The organism is Peribacillus sp. B-H-3 (genome assembly GCF_048572925.1).
Classification (GTDB): Bacteria; Bacillota; Bacilli; order Bacillales; family DSM-1321; genus Peribacillus.
In genome coordinates, this window is sequence record NZ_CP183879.1 from 1,101,534 (window position 1) to 1,121,409 (window position 19,876).

Consider the following 19,876-nt stretch of genomic DNA (forward strand, 5'->3'; position numbering starts at 1 on the left):
AAAAGAAATTTAAGTATTGGTATTTCTGCTGATTTTTTAAAAAAGCACTTAAAGCACAAAACCGATTTTGGCTGTCGGCGGTTAGAGCGGCTTTATGCAGTAAAGACGGGTCCTTGAGAGAGTGTAATCGGCGATGAGGCTTCCGGATACACATGGAAAAAGAGGCCTAAAAGAGGCAGCAAGCAGGCAAGAGCCGGGCCTGAAATGCAGGATAACATTAAGAAGCATAATTGTGCAGATTCTTTTTTGCAGAAGTCATTGTCTCAGAAGAGAAGTTGTTTTATAATTCAAAATATATAGAAAATTATAAAAAGGAGAGAGGAGTTTAAGAAAGTAAAGTCAGGAAAAGATTATACATTTCAAGAAAGGCAGGCATTTAAATGAAAGCGCTTAAATCAATTGTGCTATGGGGAATCATTTCGGCAATAGGAGCCATCAGTTTTGGATATATGGCTCTCAAAAGAGGAGAAAGCATTAATGCAATCTGGATTTTGACTGCTGCAGTTTGTGTATATGCTGTTGCTTACCGCTTTTATAGTAAATTTATTTCACAAAAGGTATTTCAGCTGGATGACAGCCGTATTACTCCTTCAGAAGCCAATAATGACGGTAAAGACTATGTCCCTACTAATAAGTGGGTTTTATTTGGGCATCATTTTGCTGCAATTGCCGGGGCGGGACCGCTCGTTGGCCCGATTCTTGCAGCACAGATGGGTTACTTGCCCGGAACGCTCTGGATTATCGTCGGCGTTGTGCTGGCAGGAGCGGTCCAGGACTTTGTTATCCTTTTTGCCTCAATGCGCCGAAACGGAAAGTCACTTGGGGAAATTATTAAAGAAGAAATAGGCACTGCAACTGGCATCATTGCCAGTATCGGAATTTTAGGAATCATGGTCATTTTATTGGCAGTTCTTGCGCTGGTAGTTGTGAAGGCACTGGCTGGAAGTCCATGGGGGATGTTCACGATAGCAGCGACCATTCCGATTGCCCTCTTCATGGGCATTTATATGCGCTATATCCGGCCGGGAAGGGTAGGCGAAGGTTCGGCAATCGGCATTATTTTACTGATGATTGCCCTCTATTTCGGGCAATATGTCTCTCAGCACCAGGCATGGGCAGATGCCTTTACATTCAAAGGAGAGACCATTGCAATCATGATGATTGCATATGGATTTATAGCGTCTGTCCTGCCAGTATGGCTGCTGCTTGCGCCAAGGGATTACTTGAGCACATTTTTAAAGGTAGGGACAATACTTGCACTCGCCTTAGGGATCATTATTGTTGCACCAAATCTTGAAATGCCGGCAGTCACAGATTTTGTTAATGGAACCGGCCCTGTATTTTCAGGCAATCTCTTTCCCTTTTTATTCATAACGATTGCCTGCGGATCTGTTTCAGGGTTTCACTCTTTGGTAGCATCCGGCACTACACCTAAAATGATTGAACGCGAATCTCATGCTCGTGCTATCGGTTATGGTGCAATGCTGACAGAGTCTTTCGTTGCAGTCATGGCAATGATTGCTGCATGTGTGCTGACTCCAGGGGTCTACTTTGCAATAAACAGCCCAGCGGCCGTAATAGGCACGGATGCCGCGCAAGCAGCTGCAGCTATTGCAAAGTGGGGATATACCATTACCCCTGATATGCTGACAGGCCTTGCTGATAAAGTTGGCGAACAATCCATTTTATCCCGTACCGGAGGAGCGCCAACGCTGGCCATCGGCATGGCTTTAATCTTCTCAAAGGTTATTGGCGGAAATGCACTTATGGCCTTTTGGTATCACTTCGCCATCCTGTTTGAGGCATTATTCATCTTAACTACGATTGATGCCGGCACTCGGGTCGGCCGGTTCATGATCCAGGATTTAATGGGGATCGTGTATAAACCATTGGCCAAGACGGATGCCTGGGTGCCCAATATTATCGCTACAGCACTGTGTGTATTACTTTGGGGATATTTCCTTTACCAGGGGGTTATTGATCCGCTCGGGGGAATTAATACATTATGGCCGCTTTTTGGAATCGCCAATCAAATGCTTGCTGGCATCGCACTCATTCTGGGAACAAGCATCCTGTTTAAAATGGGCAAAAAAACCTATACATGGATTACACTTGTGCCGACAACATGGCTGCTTGTGGTAACGATGACTGCTGGCTGGCAAAAACTTTTTCATGACAATCCGAAAATTGGATTTTTATCACATGCCAAAATATTTAAAAACGCTCTGGATCACGGAGAAGTGCTTGCGCCTGCCGCAACAAAAATCCAGATGAAACAGATTCTTGTAAATGATTATGTGGATGCAGCTCTTTGCGGCATTTTTATGATTGTGGTGCTGGCTGTTTTACTATCTGCCATTCGATTATGGATTAAAATCATTTCCAATCAAAAGGTCACGCTGCAGGAAACCGTTTATACCCGCCGAGCTTGACAGGAGGAGATTTCCATGATTAAGAAATTAGCGGTCATTTGGAGTTATCGAAAACAGTTTATTAGTTTGCTTGCAGGTGTTCCGTGCTATGAGCAATACGTGGAGCATATGAAACACCACCATCCGGATGAAAAGGCGATTAGCAGAAAAGATTTTTTTTGCGAAGCCCAGGAAGCGCGATTTAATGCAAAAGGCGGAAAAATATCAAGATGCTGCTGATGAAGAAAAGACGCTTTAAAAGCCTATATAACAGGCTTTTAAAGCGTTTTTTCATTTAGAGTAAACTGTCGGAATAGTTAGAACTGATCAGATTGGTTGAAACGTGTGTGAATTAAATGTTAAGGTTTTAGAGTATCTTAACCAGTCCTCATAATAATAAACCCGGAAATTCTTTATGATTCACTCTTCTGCTTTATCCATTTGCTCAACACATCACAAATTGGATGCCGTTTTACATTCATCGATTTTCCTGAAAAATCACGGAGAATAAAAACTGGCAAAAGGCACATTCTTTTTAATAAGACTGTCCTTTTTTTATTTCATTTTTAAGAATCTGCCTAGCTTTAAGTAATAGGAACTGTTTATTAAAAGAAAATTAATTGAACGAGGTGAAGCTAGTGAACCCCAATGTAATTGTAAAGGACGTATCAAAAATATTTGGAAAGAATCCGAAAGCGGCCGTCGAGCTATTGAAAAAAGGATACTCAAAAAAAGAGATCCTGAAAGAGACAGGCCAGACAGTCGGAGTCAATAAAGCTAATTTTGAAATCTATCCTGGAGAAATATTTGTCATCATGGGCTTGTCCGGCAGCGGGAAATCAACACTGATCCGGATGTTTAACAGGCTTATAGCGCCGACTTATGGGGAAATTCACATTGATGGTGAGGATATCGTCAAAATGACCCCGGCAAGGCTTCGGGATGTAAGGCAGAAGAAAATCAGTATGGTCTTTCAGAATTTTGCCCTTTTTCCTCATAAAACAATTCTTGAGAATACAGAGTATGGGCTGGAAATACAAAAAGTTCCGGCTGCTGAACGTGAAAAGAAAGCGATGAAGGCCCTGGAGGTTGTTGGTTTAAAAGGTTATGAACATCAGCATCCTTCACAGCTGAGCGGAGGCATGCAGCAAAGGGTAGGACTTGCGCGGGCTCTGGCGAGTGATACAGATATTTTATTAATGGATGAAGCATTCAGTGCCCTTGATCCGCTTATTCGCAAGGACATGCAGGATGAGCTTCTGGAAATCCAGGAAAATCTGAAGAAGACCATTATTTTTATTACACATGATTTAGATGAGGCTCTAAGGATTGGTGACAGAATCGCCCTTATGAGGGATGGAAGTGTTATTCAGCTTGGGACTCCTGAAGAAATCATGATGAATCCTGCCAACGAATATGTCGAACGTTTTGTGGAAGATGTGGATATTTCTAAGGTGCTTACTGCTTCTCATATTATGAAAAGACCTGAAAAAATTTCAGCCGACAGAGGCCCTCGTGTTGCTCTTCAAATTATGAGAGACCAAGGATACTCAAGCATTTTTGTAGTAGACCGCAAAAAACGTCTTCTCGGTGCATTGAGCGCTGAACAGGCAAAGCAGGCAATTGACCAGAACCTTGCCATCAGCGAGGTAATGACCACAGATGTTCCGGTTGTGGGAGAGCAAGTGGTGATTGCAGATTTATTAGATGTAATGGCTACGGCAAATTTGCCTTTATCTGTAGTGGACGAAGAAAATCGACTTAAAGGAATCATTATCCGGGGCGCCGTAATCGGTGCATTATCCGGGAACAAAGACTCCTTGAATGATTTGGGGGCTGAGTAAATGAATATACCTAAAATCCCTTTAGGTTCTTGGATTGATACATTGGTTGATTGGATTACGGTTACATTTGATCCTATTTTCAGTGCCATATCGAATTTCATACAAGGTGTGCTGGATGTATTTATACAGGTGCTTGGAGCAGGTCCGTCCTTTATTCTGATTCTGCTTCTCACTATACTTGTGACCTATACATGCAGATGGCCGCTGGGACTGTTTACATTAGTCAGTTTATGGCTGATTGACAATTTGGGTTATTGGGATGCTACGGTCGATACACTGGCTCTCGTGCTTTCTGCGGGAATTATCACCATACTGATAGGTATTCCAATCGGAATTTGGGCTGCCCAAAACGATACAGTGAAGAAAATTGTTACACCGATTCTTGATTTCATGCAGACAATGCCTGCTTTTGTTTATTTGATACCTTCCATTTTGTTTTTTGGAATCGGAGTGGTTCCTGGAATTATCGCTTCTGTAATTTTTGCAGTGGCTCCTACCATTCGGTTGACCAATCTGGGTATTCGCGAGGTCCCTAAAGACTTAATTGAAGCCTCTGAGGCATTTGGTTCAACTGCGGGACAGAAGCTTTATAAAGTACAGCTGCCATTGGCCATGCCGACTATTCTTGCTGGCGTGAACCAAAGCATCATGCTTTCTCTATCAATGGTTGTTATTGCATCGTTGGTTGGGGCGCCTGGGCTTGGAGCCGAAGTATATCGTGCAGTATCCCAAATAAAAGTGGGAACAGGCTTTGAAGCAGGCTTATCCATTGTTATTATCGCTGTCATTTTAGACAGGGTTTCACAGAATCTGAGAAATCCGGCATATGAGAAGATTTTAAAGAAAAAAGTGGTTTATGGAGTGTATGCCGCCCTAGTCATCATAACGGCAATTTACTTTGTCGTTGTCAATGCCGCTGCTCCTGACAAATCGTCAAGCGGCAATGCAGGGGATCAGGTAAATCATCAGATTATTGGGATTGATCCTGGTGCAGGCATCATGAAATCCACTAAAAAAGCTATGAAAGATTATGGGCTGAATGACTGGAACCTTGTCGAGGGGTCTTCAGCAGCCATGACGGCTCAGCTGAAAAAGGCTTATGAAAAGAAAGAGCCTATTATTGTAACCGGATGGACACCGCATTGGATGTTCCAAAAGTACAAGCTGAAATATCTGTCCGATCCTAAAGGTTCGTATGGAAAAGGAGAGTCTATCCATACCATAATCAGAAAAGGATTAAAAGCGGATGCACCAGGTGCTGTTTCAACACTTGATAAATTCTACTGGAAACCGTCGGATATGGAAGAAGTGATGGCGGATGTCCAAAAGGGAACGGAACCGGAAGAAGCTGCTGCCAAATGGATTTCTTCACATGGTGATCAGGTGAAAAAGTGGACAGCAGGTGCTCAAAAAGGCAATGGGCAAAAAATCAGTCTTGTTTACGTAGCTTGGGAGTCTGAAGTTGCCAGCACCAATGTAATCGGCAAAGTGCTTAAGGATCAAGGATACGATGTGTCGCTTAAGCAGGTTGAAATAGGCCCGATGTTTGCGGGCATTGCCAATAAAAGCGCTGATGCAATGGTTGCAGCCTGGCTGCCGACCACAACAGCAGATTATTATAAAGAGTACAAATCCAACATTATTGACTTGGGTCCTAATTTAAAAGGAACAAAGCTTGGCTTAACTGTTCCGCAGTATATGAAAATTAATTCAATTGAAGATTTAAAAAAGAAATAATCTAGAAAAGGCATTCTCTTAAGAGGATGCCTTTTTTAGTTGCTTATGTGAGGTTTTTTAACATCTTTTAGAAAAAAACTAAAAATTCATTGTATTTTTTCTATTTACGTAATAAGATAGTAAACATATTAGAATTCATGTTATAAAATCTAACATCAAATAAAATGGGGGAATGAAAATATGCAAATGGGAGATACAGTTTTTATGTTTTTATCCACGTTACTGGTTTGGATCATGACACCAGGCATTGCATTGTTTTATGGAGGAATGGTCAAAAGCAAGAATGTATTGAGCACAGCCATGCATAGCTATATGCCGATTGCTGTGGTATCTATTCTGTGGGTGCTTGCCGGGTATTCTATATCGTTTTCGACAGGAGGCAATGCATTCTTTGGCAATTTGGATTGGGCTGGGCTAAAAGGGGTAACATTTAAACCAAATCCGGATTATAGTGCAACCATACCGCATAATTTATTTATGATGTTCCAGATGACTTTTGCCGTCCTTACGGTTTCCATTATATCGGGTGGGATTGCTGAGCGTATGAAATTTTCTGCATTTTTTATTTTCTCCATATTCTGGTCTCTATTGGTATATGCTCCAGTTGCCCACTGGGTATGGGGAGCAGGGGGCTGGCTTCGTGAGCTCGGCACGCTTGACTTTGCAGGGGGGAACGTCGTTCATATTTCATCTGGGGTGACAGGGCTGGTTCTAGCCATCCTTCTTGGGAAAAGGAAAGGTTCTAATGTTAGTTCCCCGCATAATCTTCCTTTGACCTTTTTAGGGGCAACTTTAATATGGTTTGGCTGGTATGGCTTTAATGTAGGCAGTGCTTTAACCATTAATGACGTAGCGATGACTGTTTTTGTGAATACCGCCATTGCAGCATCAGCTGGGATCCTAGGCTGGCTTTTGGTGGAATATATCATCAACAAAAAGCCGACCATGCTTGGAGCACTTTCGGGAGCTATTGCCGGGCTTGTTGCCATTACACCTGCCTGCGGTTTTGTTACACCTGGAGCTTCAGTCATCATTGGACTGATTGGCGGGGCCGTGTGTTTCTGGGGAGTCTTTTTCCTTAAGAGAAAGCTTGGATACGATGATTCTCTTGATGCTTTTGGATTACACGGAGTGGGCGGCACATGGGGAGGAATTGCAACGGGGCTGTTTGCCACAACTAAAGTAAATACAGCCGGGGCTGACGGACTTTTTTATGGTGACGCAGGACTTCTCTGGAAACAGCTGGCTGCTATTGCTGCTACCTATATCTTTGTTGCGGTGCTTACTTTCATTATCGCAAAAGCCATACATGTATTTATGCCGATTCGGGTTAATGAGGAAGAAGAATCACTGGGGCTTGATATAACTCTGCATGGTGAAAAAGCTTATCACGAATCAATATAAGGAGGCGGAAGTATGGGAGATATCCTGACTAAAATAGATATTATTACGCGTCCTGGACAGTTCGAGTCATTTAAAAAGGAACTTGCGAAGATTGGCGTAAGCGGGATTACTGTTTCCGAAGTGAAGGGAACAGGTCTTCAAAAAGGCTTCATTGAGACATATAGGGGAGTGAAACGTGAAATAACCCTTCATGACCGCATTAAGATAGAAATTGTGGTATGCGAAGTGCCGGTGAGCGAAGTTGTGGATCTGCCCGAAAGTTATTGAACACCGGAAAGCCCGGTGACGGCAAAATCTTTATTTATGAGCTATCGAATGTTATCAAAATACGCACAGGAGATGAAGGGCATGCGGCACTAAAAAATGAAAACTGACAGCAGATGGCCATTCTCTGATGCTTTGGAAAGTTTATGATAAGCAGGAGGTATAAAATGGGGAGACTGGTGAAGATTATTGAAGCCAAGAAACAAAGAATCATTAATATGCTTATTGAAGAGAATGCGTATAAACCGTCTGACAGAATGTATTTATCCAATTTGCCGCTGAAAAATCTAGAAGAAATATTGCGATATCGTCCTGTTAAATCAGTAAATGAAAAAGAGAATAATAGCTGATGCTATTTTGAAAGGCGTTCTGTTAACAGGAACGCTTTTTTTAATTGCAGTCGGCAGAAAGTGCATATTCATCGGAGGCGACGGACTCGGGGGCTATGCATCTTTATTATTGTAAAAAAACACCGTTATGGTTTTCTTCCTATTAAAAAGGATGTAAAATAGCACTGTACTTTATAAGGCGGGCACGGGCAACACAAGCTTGCCAGTTTTCTTTTGAAAAAAATTTACCCGAGGTGATTTTCATGGATCCATTTACAGTGTCTTCTGTAATGAATGTAATCAGTGAATTCTTTCCGAAAGATACCTCGATTGCAGTGGCGAATGATCAAAATTTTATATACTATCAGCCGAGCAAGAAGGTTGATCTGAAAATTAGGCCAGGTGACAGAGTAAATGAAGATACAGTAACATATAAGGCACTGACCATTCACGAAAAAACTTCCGAATACATTGAGCGAAATGGATTCGGTGTTCCTTATTATGGGATGTCTGTTCCAATCCTTGACAATGGAAGTACAAGAGGGGTTGTTACCGCCATCTTGCCATCAAAGCCTTCTATCATGCCATCGTCCTTTTTGACTGTAAAAACCACTGACCGGTGGATACCGGTTCCATACGGAGAAGTTATGTACCTGGAAGCCCAGAACCGCAAGACAAGCGTTGTTTCAGAGCGCATCAGCGGATCTCATAAACTGAATTTAAGTGAAATAGAATGGTTTTTGCCAAATGAATTATTCATAAGAGTACATCGCTCTTATATTGTAAATATCCATTTTATCGAAGAAATTTTGCCGGATTTCCACTCGACTTTTTTGCTTGTAATGAAGGATTCATCGAAAATTCAAGTCAGCCAGACCTATGCAAGCCAGTTCAGGCGGGCACTTGGTTTTTGAACACTCTGAAATAGGTAACTTATTTTCTGCTTTATCCCTTAATTAAGGCTTTTCATTCCAAAATGGGTGAGGATGCTGTCCCTGGTTGGTAATATAGAAAGAAAAGCCGGAATGGGGGATACAAATGGAAGGGAACATTTCTAAACTGATTAGGAATTACGATTTGTTGGATAAGGTAGTATCTGCAGAGGAGGCTGCTTCCTGGATCAATGATGGTATGACTCTGGGATTGAGCGGCTTTACACGCGCGGGAGATGCAAAAGTAACACCAATGGCTTTAGTGGAACGGTCAAGACATGAACCGCTGAAAGTGAATGTCTACACCGGCGCATCTTTAGGTTCGGATGTCGATCGTTTGATGGCTGAGGCGGGTATTATTAATAAACGGCTTCCTTTCCAGGCGGATTCATCCATGCGGCAAAAAATAAATCAGGGAGAAATGATGTTTGTTGACCAGCATTTGTCTCATACAGCTGAAATGATCCGCGGCGATATTTTGCAGCCTATTGACTTTGCGATTGTAGAGGCTCTTTCCATAACCGAAGATGGCATGATCATTCCAACTACCTCTGTGGGGAATTCCTCTATTTTTGTAGAAAAAGCAAAATATGTCATCGTTGAATTGAATTCTGCCCATCCGGCAGGGCTTGAGGGAATTCATGATATATATTCGCCTGCAAAGCAGGGGGAGCGCCAGCCAATTGCATTGACTAAGGTGAATGATATCATCGGCAGCAGGGGAATCAAAGTAGAGATGGAAAAAATTAAAGGAATCGTGATTACCAATCAGCCCGACTCTCCGTCTAATATTGTCCCCCCTGACCCGGAGACTGCCATGATTGCCAGTCATTTAATTGAATTTCTGCGCGGGGAAATCAGGCAGGGAAGGCTAACGGAAAGCCTGGCCCCACTTCAGTCAGGGATCGGGACGGTCGCAAATGCGGTTTTCCATGGATTGCTGGAGTCGGAATTCACCGATTTAGAAGTGTATTCAGAAGTGCTGCAGGATTCTGTTTTTGAACTTCTGGATGCAGGTAAAATAAAATTTGCTTCAGGCTGCTCGATCACTCTTTCTGAAGAAAAAATGAAAGAGGTCTACAGCAATCTGGACCGCTACCGGGACAAGCTTGTACTCAGGCCGCAGGAGATTTTCAACCATCCTGAAATTATCAGAAGGCTTGGCTTGATTTCTATTAATACAGCCTTAGAAGCGGACATCTATGGAAATGTTAATTCCACCCATGTTTCTGGAACGAAAATGATGAATGGCATAGGAGGTTCGGGTGACTTTGCCCGAAATTCCCGCCTCAGCATCTTCGTTACGAAATCCATTGCTAAAAATGGAAAAATCTCAAGCATAGTACCATTTGCTTCACATATTGACCATACAGAACATGACGTGGATGTTCTTGTTACGGAACAAGGATATGCGGACTTAAGAGGGCTTGCTCCAAAAGAAAAAGTGCCTCTTATTATAGAAAATTGTGCACACCCTATGTACCGCAAACAGCTTCACACCTACTTTGCAGAGGCATTGGAGCTCGGGGGCCAGACCCCGCATGTGCTTGAAAAGGCATTTTCCTGGCATATTAATTATTCACTTAACGGAACGATGCTTAAAGAAGAACCCCAAAAACTGCAGCTAACATAAGGTGAAACTGCCTAATATAAAAACCAGCAGAATCATTACTGCTGGTTTTTTGTTCATGTTGAATAGGTTTCTTTATAGCCCAAGAGAAATATACTTTACTTCAAGGTACTCTTCAATCCCGTGGTGTCCGCCTTCACGTCCAAGACCGCTTTGTTTAAAACCGCCAAATGGAGCCTGCGGAGTGGAGGGAAGGCCATCATTTAAGCCGACGATCCCGAATTCAAGGGCTTCGCAAACCTTGATGCCGCGAGTGATATTTTCAGTAAAAACGTAAGCAGCAAGTCCAAATATAGAATTGTTGGCGCGCTCTATCGCTTCTTCTTCGGTTTTAAATGGTGCAATTGGAAGAAGAGGCCCAAACGTTTCTTCATGCATGCAAAGCATATTGTCGCTTATATTGGAGATCACCGTAGGCTCCATAAAAAGCCCTCCCTGGGATTTGCCGCCTGTTTCCAGCTTGGCTCCGAGGTGAATGGCATCATCAATATGCCTTTGGACCTTTTCTACTGCATGCTCATCAATCAGCGGGCCGATGTCCACTCCTTCTTCCATGCCATTGCCGATTTTAAGGGCCTTGACCTTTGGCAATAGTTTTTCAATGAAAGCTTGGTAAATATTTTCGTGAACATAAATCCTGTTGGAGCAAACGCAGGTCTGACCTGCATTACGGAATTTTGAGCTGATTACACCATCTGCCGCCTTATCAAGATCCGCATCTTCTAATACTATGGCAGGAGCATGGCCGCCTAGTTCCAGGGAGATTTTCTTGACCGTTTCTGCTGATCCTTTCATCAATTCCTTGCCTACTTCGGTTGAACCTGTAAACGTAAGCTTTCGGACCCGTTCATCCTCCATCCAGGCATTCCCGATTTCTTTTGACTTCCCTGTCACTACATTAATGACGCCTTTGGGTATGCCGGCTTCTTCAGCCAGTTCAGCCATTTTTAGGGCAGTAAGAGGGGTCAGGCCGGCCGGCTTGATTACGACTGTACATCCGGTAGCTAGTGCTGGAGCTACCTTGCGGGTAATCATGGCCGCCGGAAAATTCCATGGTGTAATAACGGCAACCACACCTACTGGCTGCTTTGTTACAAAGAGCCGCTTATTCTGGGCGGATGCTGGAATCATTTCGCCATATACCCGTTTTCCTTCTTCGGCATACCAGGAAATAAAACCATTTGCATAGCTCATTTCTCCTATGGCTTCTTTAAGCGGCTTGCCTTGTTCCGCCGTCATGACACGGCCTAATTCTTCTTTGTTATCCTCAATCAAACGGTGCCACTTTGACAGCAGTTCAGAGCGTTCGTAGGCTGAGAGGGCAGACCAGCTTTTGAAGGCCTCATAAGCTGCATCAGCTGCCTTTTTAGCTTCGTTGGTGCCGCCGTTAGGAACAGTGGCAATCACTTCATCCGTCGCCGGGTTTTTTACTTCAATTTCCGGCAGTCCAAAATCGGACCATTCTCCGTTGATATATAAACCATACTTTTTCATAAAAAAACCTCCCCGAATAAAGTGGCGTCGCTACAGGTGCATACGCTTTTTTTCTATTATATACAAATTTGTCTTATCTCTTAAATCTTCTGCCTGTATGAAGCCTATTCCTTTTTATATCCCGCTTTTTTATACTGCAATCCAGGCTGGGTCCCTGTGTTTTGCTTAAACTGCAATTTCCCTTTTCAGGCAAACGGATATCAAGTATAGTTACTATATACATATAGTGAGGTTTGCCATTTAAAATTTAAAGCGAGCGGAGGAGATTTTTTGTTCAAATCAAAGCTCCATTTTTGGACATTCGAGCTTTTAATGATTTCAGTCCTGATTTATGTCAGCACAAAAATTTCTTTTTTCTTTGAACCGGTTGTCATATTCATTTCGACGCTTTTTTTCCCGATACTGATATCGGGTTTCCTTTACTTCATGTTTAATCCGGTTGTTAAGTTCCTGGTTAACAGGAAAATTCCAAGAAATGCAGCGATATTATTGATATATGTCGTATTCATTGGACTTATTGGATTGCTTGCTGCACTTGTGGGGCCGCCATTGTCGAGACAGATTACAGAGCTTGTAAATAATGTGCCAGCTTATATTAAAGAGCTTAGGCAGCTGACTGATCAATTTTCACATTCAAGCTGGTTCAAATGGGGAATGCAGCAGGAATATGTGTCTCTTGATAAAGTAGAAACAGCTCTGCAAAAATATGCTACACAGCTTCCGGGCAATATTTCCAACAGCCTGTCATCCATTTTGAATGTTGTGACCAATATTACCTTAATCGTAGCGACCGTTCCTTTTGTTTTGTTTTATATGCTTAAGGATGGAAGCAAGCTGCCGCAGGCCATCATGAAATTTGTTCCATCTTCTTATCAAAAAGAAGGACTAGTCATTCTTGAAGAAACATCTGATACGCTGGCGACTTATATTCAAGGGCAGCTTCTTGTTTGCTTGTTTGTAGGAATTGCCACATTTATCGGCTATTTGGCCGTTGGACTGCCGTATGCCATTTTATTTGCCATTATCGGCGCAGTTACAAACATTATCCCTTATGTCGGCCCATTCATCGGTGCAGCACCGGCAGTCATAGTGGGGCTGCTGCATTCGCCTACACAGGCCCTGCTGGTCATCGTTGTCGTAGCCGTCGTTCAGCAGCTGGATGGAAATTTCATTTCGCCATTGGTCATCGGCAAGAAATTGAATACCCATCCGCTCACCATCATTATTTTATTGCTTGTTGCCGGAAATATTGCAGGCATTTTGGGCATGATCCTTGCAGTTCCAGCCTATTCGGTCACAAAAACAATTGTTCTGAACATTGTCAGGTTTATTAGATTGAAGAAAAGATCTAAAGTTGTCCTTGAAGAGTGAAGGCCTTGCTGAATACAGCAAAGCCTTTTTTTTAGGCTGTTTTCGTAAATTATGTTGCTGAGGAACAAGGCGGTTGATCCCCGTTCCATGATGCTCGCTTTCCGCGGGGCGGGCGGTGAGCCTTCTCAGCTGCGCCTGCGGGTGCTCATATATCCCGCTGGAGTCCTGCATTTTGCGCTGCATTCTAACCAAAATAGAAAGAAGCCTGCTATTTTAATAGTGAGAAATGCCAGGAGCCATGAACATATACACATTTAATCTGAAAAACTGAAGCAGGTGAGGCAAAAATAGGGTGGGGCCTTGTGAATATAAAAAATCCGTACTTGTTCCAAATATATGGATTGTGTACGGATTTTTTGTATGCAGGTTTACCAGGAGAGCGAAAAATCGGCGAATTTTCAGTGAACATGAAAATGACAGGGTCTCCCTAAATTATTTAAGATGTTTCCACGCTTATGAGGCTAAATGTACTATCCGCAAAAGGCCAGGAAAGTCATCCTATTTTACAGCTTCTTTTTCATAACCATTAACAATTTGCCCGCATAGTCTCTCTCTTCATAGACAACAAAGCCTAATTTGCCCCAGAAATCCAGTCCATCAGCATTTGCAGCAAAACAGCCTAAATGAATTTCTGCCACATCCCGCTGCTTCATCATATCTTCATAATGGTGATAAATCTGCACTGCATATCCTTGATTTTGATAATTTTTATGTAGAATAAATAGTCCCAGCCAGGGGTTTTTGTCACGAGGGTTACACATGGTGAAATCAGCAATGGCTGCGGGATTTTTATTTTCCAAAATCAGATATCGTTCCTTCTCGATTTCTTCTTCATGTTCTGCCAATATATCCTCTTTTGTTAAAAAAGACTTATCTTCAGAAAGCTTAACGAATTCAGGGTTGGAGTTCATTACAGCCATTTCGTATAGAATAGTATCATCATCACATGTTTTCCAAATGAACATTTTATCACCTCTCAATTATTACTTTTATTAAGTGATTGTAAGAAGAAAAAGACCCCGGAAGACCAGAGCCTGCTTAAAAGGTCTAAGAAAGATGCTAAATATTATAGGCTTTAGACCAATGAAATGGTTGTATTTCCTTCAGTGTTTTATATTCAAGCTTCTCATCTGAGTTAGTAATTGCTGCTTTTAAATTAGGACCCCAATAAAGCAGCCTTTCTTGACAAACCCCACAAGGTGTTAAAACTTTAAATTCATCCTTTTCGTCATCTCTTACTACACAAACAGAATGAGTAACTTTTTTATTATGCTTATGAGCTTCAAGGGTTGCCCCAGTTTCAATACACAATTCTGTCGATGCATTGATAACCTCTGGAGCAACGCTTGTGAAAATTTCACCATCTTCCGTATACATAGCTGCTGCACCGCCCCAGCCAAAAGGGTACCTTTTTTTTATCAATTCAATAGCAGCTTGGTATAGTCTTTGTTCAATGTTCATTCATCCTCGCCCCAAGTCATTTAGCGTTAGAATAACTTTAACAGAATCTAATAGAGTTTTCTTACCAATTCGACCTATTAGTTTAATGAAAATCCTCTTTTAGAAACGGGTGTTTTTTATCATACCAATACAACAATCAATCTAGTTTTAGACCTAATTTGGTCTCTATGACCGTATTAGGAAATCAAAGATGGGAAGGTTTTCAGTCGCCGAATACCGGAACTAGGTACTTAATTTTCAAAAGGCTTGATGATGCTATATAAAATTTCTGTGACAGGAAGTCTGATACCGGTTTTTTCCGCGAGCCTCAATGCCCCTCCCTGGATATGTTCCAATTCAAGAGTCAGCCATTTTCTTCTGTCTTGATGCATAGAGGAGGTGGCCCCATCTGGAAGTTTCCTGAATTGTTCGAGGGCCTGCCCGACTTTATCGCTGCTGATGGAGATGCCGTTTGCTTCAGCAAGAGAACGCATTTCTTCCAGGACCCTTGCTAGCAGTTCAAAGGTATCGGGATATTTTCGAATGGTGCCAATGGGCAGATTTAACGCGGTAGTTACTCCAGAAAACGCTGTAATAAACATATATTTGTTCCACATTTCATCTAAGATGCTATCAGTGAGCTTTCCATTGAGATTGGCCCCTGTTAAAATAGAATCCAGCTCGCGGCATATTTCGTTCTGTGAGTGATGCAGAGGGCCAAATACGAGATCGTGCTGGCTGCTGGTATGAACAACGTGACCTTTTTCATCCAGAGTAGCAATGATGTACGCGCTGCCGCCCAAGACTGCTTCTTTCTGCAGTTCTGCTTGGAGAATAGAAATATGCTCGATCCCGTTTAAAAGCGGAAGAATCTTAGCGCCTTTTTCTGCGAGAGCTTTTAAAGAGGGGAGAGCAGCCTTTAAATGGTAGCCTTTCAATGCAACGATGACCAAATCAGGCATTTCGATATCCTGTACATTCTCTGTGAATTGCAGATTGTTAAAAACATAGTTTCCGTGCGTGCTGGTTATATACAATCCATGTTCAGAAAGCTGCTGTGCCCGTTTTTGCCTGACTAAGAAAGTTACATTCTGGCCTGCAGCCTGCAGCCTGGCCCCATAATAAGCTCCTAATGCCCCGGCTCCCAATACGGCAATATTCAAAGTAAGCACCTCTCATCCTTTAATTTGGCTATAACAGCCCAGTTTAATTTTAACAAATTTTAGAAAAATTTAAAAATTTATTTTCCTCAAAAAAAAGCCAGGCTGCTGTTAAGCCCGGCTTTTTACTGTTAACGATAAATTCTTACTTTTACGTATTTGACGCCCCATTGAATTGCTTTTGACCTTGAAGAGACAAAAATATCAATTTTGCTGCCTTTTATTGAGCTGCCTTTATCTGCTGCGACTGCGTAGCCGTATCCTTCAACATATACCTTGGAACCCAGAGGAATGACTCTAGGATCAACAGATATTGCTTTAATAGAAGGGTTCTTCTTTAAATTCAATCCAGTTGATGTAATGCCGCTGCAGCCGCTGCATGTTGCGGTATAAGCTGTAGCCCTGACAGTAATGGTTTTGTAGGCTGCGGCCTTAACAGCCTTTTTGGCTGCCGGCTTTTTAACCGATTTTGCCTTTGTGCCTGATTTAGGTGATACCTGCAGAACCTGGTTTGGTTTGATGATGTCTTTCGAAAGCTTATTCCAGCTTTTAAGCTGGCTGACAGATACTTTTTGGTTATGTGCAATCTTCCAAAGTGTATCGCCTTTTTTAACATGATATGTATTTGCTGAAGCTACTCCTGAAAAACCGAATGCTAGGAAACATGCGCCAGTGATATATAATAGTAGTTTTTTCAAACGTTTTGATCTCCTTTGTACTAAATCGTTAACTTATCATAACAGGTTAATATGACAAATATGTTTCAATGGGTTGCTATTTTTGTTACAAAACAGAGACTTAAGTTTAAAAACTGTAATATATGGAAAACTATGTATCTTTGATAACAGCTTTATAGCATAAATTGTGATTTTTTGGGTTATATCATCGGAAAGATTTCCCGTGAATATTACGTGAAATCCGCTTGACTAATCAAAATAAGCCCCGGCCTTTGCCTGGAGCTTTCTGCAATTATACTTCTTGTTCAGTTCTTACATTTATATCTTCAATAATAGAATTCATTTGCAGTGAAAGAGAAGACAGTGAGCCAGTTATAGTATTCAGTGCTTCCACAGTATTTAATTGATCTTGGGCAGCGGCTGTAATATGGCTGCTTTTTAAAAGTGCATCTCTTGTTATATGGTTGCCATGTTCGATAGACTCAAACACATGCTTGGATTCACTGACCATTTCCTGTAATACGGTATCTGCATGTTCCGCCTGGCTTTCCGTACTACCTGCAGCCTGGGCAATTTGGGCAAATACCTGCTCTGTATCGAGGATTAATGATATTCCTGTCTGAAGATCGCTATTGCCTTTGGCAAGATCATCTTTTACTTCTTTCATGTCAGAATGAATCAAAGAGATCATTTCCTTGATCTCCTTTGCTGCCTTATCAGATTCAAGAGACAATTTGCGGACTTCATCCGCAACCACGGAAAATCCCTTGCCATAGCTTCCTGCCCGTGCAGCTTCAATAGATGCGTTCAAAGCAAGCATGTTAGTCTGGTCGGAAATGCCTGATAAAGTGTTTAAGGCGCGTTCAATATACTGTGTCCTATTTTCTAATTGGCTAACTGAGTTTGTCAATGTGGACATATTCCGTGTAATTACGTTCATCTGGCCTGTCATATTATTGACTTTGACACGTCCTGCTTTTGCTTCTTCACTTGTTTTAAGAGATGTTTTTTTAACAAGCCGTGAATTTTCCCGGATTTGGGAGATTTTTTGCAGCATGCTGTTCAGCAAATGTACATTTTGTGTGCTGATGCCGAGCTGTTCATCACTGCCAGAATTCATTTCTTCAATGGATACAGCAATCTCCTTGCTGGATTTTGAGGTAACCTCAGAGGTAACGGAAATTTGGCTTACTGATTCTAACAGGCGTGATGAGCTGAGACTAAGGCTGTCGAGCAGCTGTCTATTTGCTTTTTCATGGATCCTGTTCTGGGCTTCCATTGCATGTGCATATTTATTGCCTGAATGGATGAGCAGTACGGTTGCAAGGCATGAAAATATCAGGAAGAATGCGTGAACAAGCAGGAGCGAAAAATGATAATCTGCTGTACCGCATAAAAGCTCAGGATATAGAAAAAAACCAGTGAAATGCTGGATGGCAAAGAGGGCTGTGCTGATCAGGATAAAATTAATAGATTCAAAGTAAGCTATCATTGCAAGCACCATAAATATGCTAAAGTGATATTCGGTCATTCCTTCGCTTCCTGCTATAATGCTGATGCTGCTAAAGGTGAGGCATAGCGTTATTAAAAGCTGCAGGGACGGGTGGAAAGGCTGTTTTTTATAGATGGCGAATACAGATACAAGCAGGATGACTGGAACTATGAGAAGTGAATTCTGCAGGATATGTATTGAAGGAGAGAATGATCCATACCCATTTTGTGCTGTGTAATCAGCCAGGAAGCTGAACTTTCGATGTATGAGATGAACCATAAGGGATAAAAGGACGGTAAAAGAAGTCAAATATATCATCATTAAATTTTTATTCTTATTTTTCAATGTTATATACTCCTTTAGTTTGGGTTATTGATGTCAGTATAGTATTGAATAAGGAAATATATCTATTTTCAATGTGCTGTTGATGTGTAAAAAAAACCTCCCCAACCCGGAGAGGTTTAAAAATATTAATCTAGTTGTCAGGAGTGTACGAACTCCCTGGCAAAATCAATGAGCATATTTTTATAGAGTTCTACAGATTCAAGAACAACATATTCATCATCACCATGCCAATCAGCGCCGCTTGGTCCAAATTCAATGGCAGGAATATCAAAAGCAGCGTAAAACACGGTATCTGCTGAACCATGCTGGCCGAAAATCCTGGCTTCCTTATTGGTGTATCTTTCCACTATGGGCCGGAGCAGGGAGATGTACGGATCGTTTTCTTCTGTTTTCACTGGCTGGCTGAACATCCGGACCGAAACTTTTCCGTCTGTAATGCTTTGAATCTGCCTGATGATTTCATCCTTATTCTGTGAGGGAAGATAGCGGATATCAAGGCCCATGATGCATTTGTCAGGAACCTTATTATAAACTTCTCCAGCTTTTATTTTAGCCAGGTTAATAGATGGGCCTTCATAAAGCTCAGTCCTTTCCTTTGTAAAAGGCAAGGAGAGAATATGCTGGTATACCTCATAGGCCTTTTCGATGGCATTAATGCCCTCCCATGGTCTGCTTCCGTGGGCAGGTTTTCCGCTTATTTCAATATCGGTTTGCATGACGCCCTTTGCCTGCAGGGCAATCCCCAGCTGTGTCGGCTCCGCACAAATGACAAAGTCGCCTAAATAGCCTTGTTTGACCAGATAGCCTGAGCAATTAAATCCGCCAGTTTCTTCATCCGATACAATTTGCAGCTGAATCTTAAGACCTAGTTTATGATCCTTTAAGGCAGCTGCCGCGGTCATCATCGCTGCAACTCCCGCCTTCATATCTGCAGAGCCCCGCCCGTACAATCTGCCTTCACGAAACTCAGGAATGAATTGATTGGGCTTTCCGCTTACCACATCTACGTGGCCATTGAATATGAGAGTTTTTTCTCCGGAGCCGATGCTGCAAACGAGCATCTTATGGCCGTTATTTTCAAGCTGGCTAACAGGCAAGCCGTGCTCTGAAAGCCAATGTGAACAATATTCGACCGCTTCATTGGCACCTTCCTTAGTAGAACTATCAATAGAGATTAATTTTTTTAGCAAATCTTCAAGCAAAGTAATATCCTCCTTTTTAAATCTTTCCGCTTTAACTATACCCGTTACTGATAACAATAAAAAAGAAATGATATCCAAATACGTATAGTGCCAAGAAAACGATTTCTTTTTCTCTTGACGTATATGTATATACAAGTTAAAATG

At 42.0% G+C, this 19,876-nt stretch carries 16 protein-coding genes and 1 pseudogene; 10 read left to right on the top strand and 7 right to left on the bottom strand.

What is annotated here, in order from left to right; genetic code table 11:
- The first annotated feature begins 380 nt into the window (after positions 1–380).
- From ACN6MY_RS05370 to ACN6MY_RS05410, 9 genes and pseudogenes are all read left to right on the top strand, one after another.
- Positions 381–2,432, top strand: a complete 2,052-nt coding sequence (locus ACN6MY_RS05370) for a carbon starvation CstA family protein (RefSeq protein WP_419883066.1) — start codon at positions 381–383, stop codon at positions 2,430–2,432.
- A gap of 15 nt (positions 2,433–2,447) precedes the next feature.
- Positions 2,448–2,651, top strand: coding sequence for a YbdD/YjiX family protein (locus tag ACN6MY_RS05375; RefSeq protein WP_419883067.1), 204 nt, complete (start codon positions 2,448–2,450; stop codon positions 2,649–2,651).
- 398 nt (positions 2,652–3,049) lie between these two features.
- Positions 3,050–4,255: a quaternary amine ABC transporter ATP-binding protein gene (locus tag ACN6MY_RS05380; protein WP_419883068.1), complete on the top strand. Its 1,206-nt coding sequence runs from the start codon at positions 3,050–3,052 to the stop codon at positions 4,253–4,255.
- The gene (locus ACN6MY_RS05385) at positions 4,256–5,992 is read left to right on the top strand and encodes a glycine betaine ABC transporter substrate-binding protein (RefSeq protein WP_419883069.1); all 1,737 of its coding nucleotides are present in this window, start codon (positions 4,256–4,258) and stop codon (positions 5,990–5,992) included.
- A 180-nt stretch (positions 5,993–6,172) separates the two neighbouring features.
- The gene (locus ACN6MY_RS05390) at positions 6,173–7,396 is read left to right on the top strand and encodes an ammonium transporter (protein ID WP_419883070.1); all 1,224 of its coding nucleotides are present in this window, start codon (positions 6,173–6,175) and stop codon (positions 7,394–7,396) included.
- A 12-nt stretch (positions 7,397–7,408) separates the two neighbouring features.
- Positions 7,409–7,770, top strand: a pseudogene (locus ACN6MY_RS05395) (P-II family nitrogen regulator).
- Between the two features lie 57 nt (positions 7,771–7,827).
- Complete coding sequence (locus ACN6MY_RS05400) at positions 7,828–8,010, top strand: hypothetical protein (RefSeq protein WP_419883071.1); 183 nt, start codon at positions 7,828–7,830, stop codon at positions 8,008–8,010.
- Between the two features lie 242 nt (positions 8,011–8,252).
- Entirely contained in the window at positions 8,253–8,903 is a 651-nt protein-coding gene (locus ACN6MY_RS05405; protein WP_419883072.1) for a LytTR family DNA-binding domain-containing protein, read from the top strand.
- Positions 8,904–9,027: 124 nt separating this feature from the next.
- Positions 9,028–10,554 carry an acetyl-CoA hydrolase/transferase family protein gene (locus tag ACN6MY_RS05410; protein WP_419883073.1) on the top strand — a complete coding sequence of 509 codons (1,527 nt, stop codon included), beginning with the start codon at positions 9,028–9,030 and terminating at the stop codon, positions 10,552–10,554.
- Between the two features lie 72 nt (positions 10,555–10,626).
- Here the strand turns inward: ACN6MY_RS05410 and ACN6MY_RS05415 are convergent, their stop codons facing one another.
- A complete protein-coding gene (locus ACN6MY_RS05415) occupies positions 10,627–12,045 on the bottom strand; it encodes an NAD-dependent succinate-semialdehyde dehydrogenase (protein WP_419883074.1) in 1,419 nt (472 codons plus the stop codon).
- A gap of 270 nt (positions 12,046–12,315) precedes the next feature.
- On the opposite strand from ACN6MY_RS05415, the gene ACN6MY_RS05420 reads away from it, so the two are divergent.
- A complete protein-coding gene (locus ACN6MY_RS05420) occupies positions 12,316–13,416 on the top strand; it encodes an AI-2E family transporter (RefSeq protein ID WP_419883075.1) in 1,101 nt (366 codons plus the stop codon).
- 503 nt (positions 13,417–13,919) lie between these two features.
- Here the strand turns inward: ACN6MY_RS05420 and ACN6MY_RS05425 are convergent.
- From ACN6MY_RS05425 to ACN6MY_RS05450, 6 genes are all read right to left on the bottom strand, one after another.
- Positions 13,920–14,381, bottom strand: a complete 462-nt coding sequence (locus tag ACN6MY_RS05425; protein WP_419883076.1) for a GNAT family N-acetyltransferase — start codon at positions 14,379–14,381, stop codon at positions 13,920–13,922.
- 94 nt (positions 14,382–14,475) lie between these two features.
- Positions 14,476–14,877 (bottom strand): cytidine deaminase, encoded by a 402-nt coding sequence (locus ACN6MY_RS05430; RefSeq protein ID WP_419883077.1) that lies wholly within the window; start codon positions 14,875–14,877, stop codon positions 14,476–14,478.
- A gap of 230 nt (positions 14,878–15,107) precedes the next feature.
- Positions 15,108–16,028: a ketopantoate reductase family protein gene (locus ACN6MY_RS05435; protein WP_419883078.1), complete on the bottom strand. Its 921-nt coding sequence runs from the start codon at positions 16,026–16,028 to the stop codon at positions 15,108–15,110.
- Between the two features lie 119 nt (positions 16,029–16,147).
- Entirely contained in the window at positions 16,148–16,714 is a 567-nt protein-coding gene (locus ACN6MY_RS05440) for a 3D domain-containing protein (protein ID WP_419883079.1), read from the bottom strand.
- Positions 16,715–16,985: 271 nt separating this feature from the next.
- Complete coding sequence (locus ACN6MY_RS05445; RefSeq protein ID WP_419883080.1) at positions 16,986–18,530, bottom strand: methyl-accepting chemotaxis protein; 1,545 nt, start codon at positions 18,528–18,530, stop codon at positions 16,986–16,988.
- 137 nt (positions 18,531–18,667) lie between these two features.
- A complete protein-coding gene (locus ACN6MY_RS05450) occupies positions 18,668–19,732 on the bottom strand; it encodes a M20 family metallopeptidase (RefSeq protein WP_419883081.1) in 1,065 nt (354 codons plus the stop codon).
- Between the last annotated feature and the right edge of the window lie 144 nt (positions 19,733–19,876).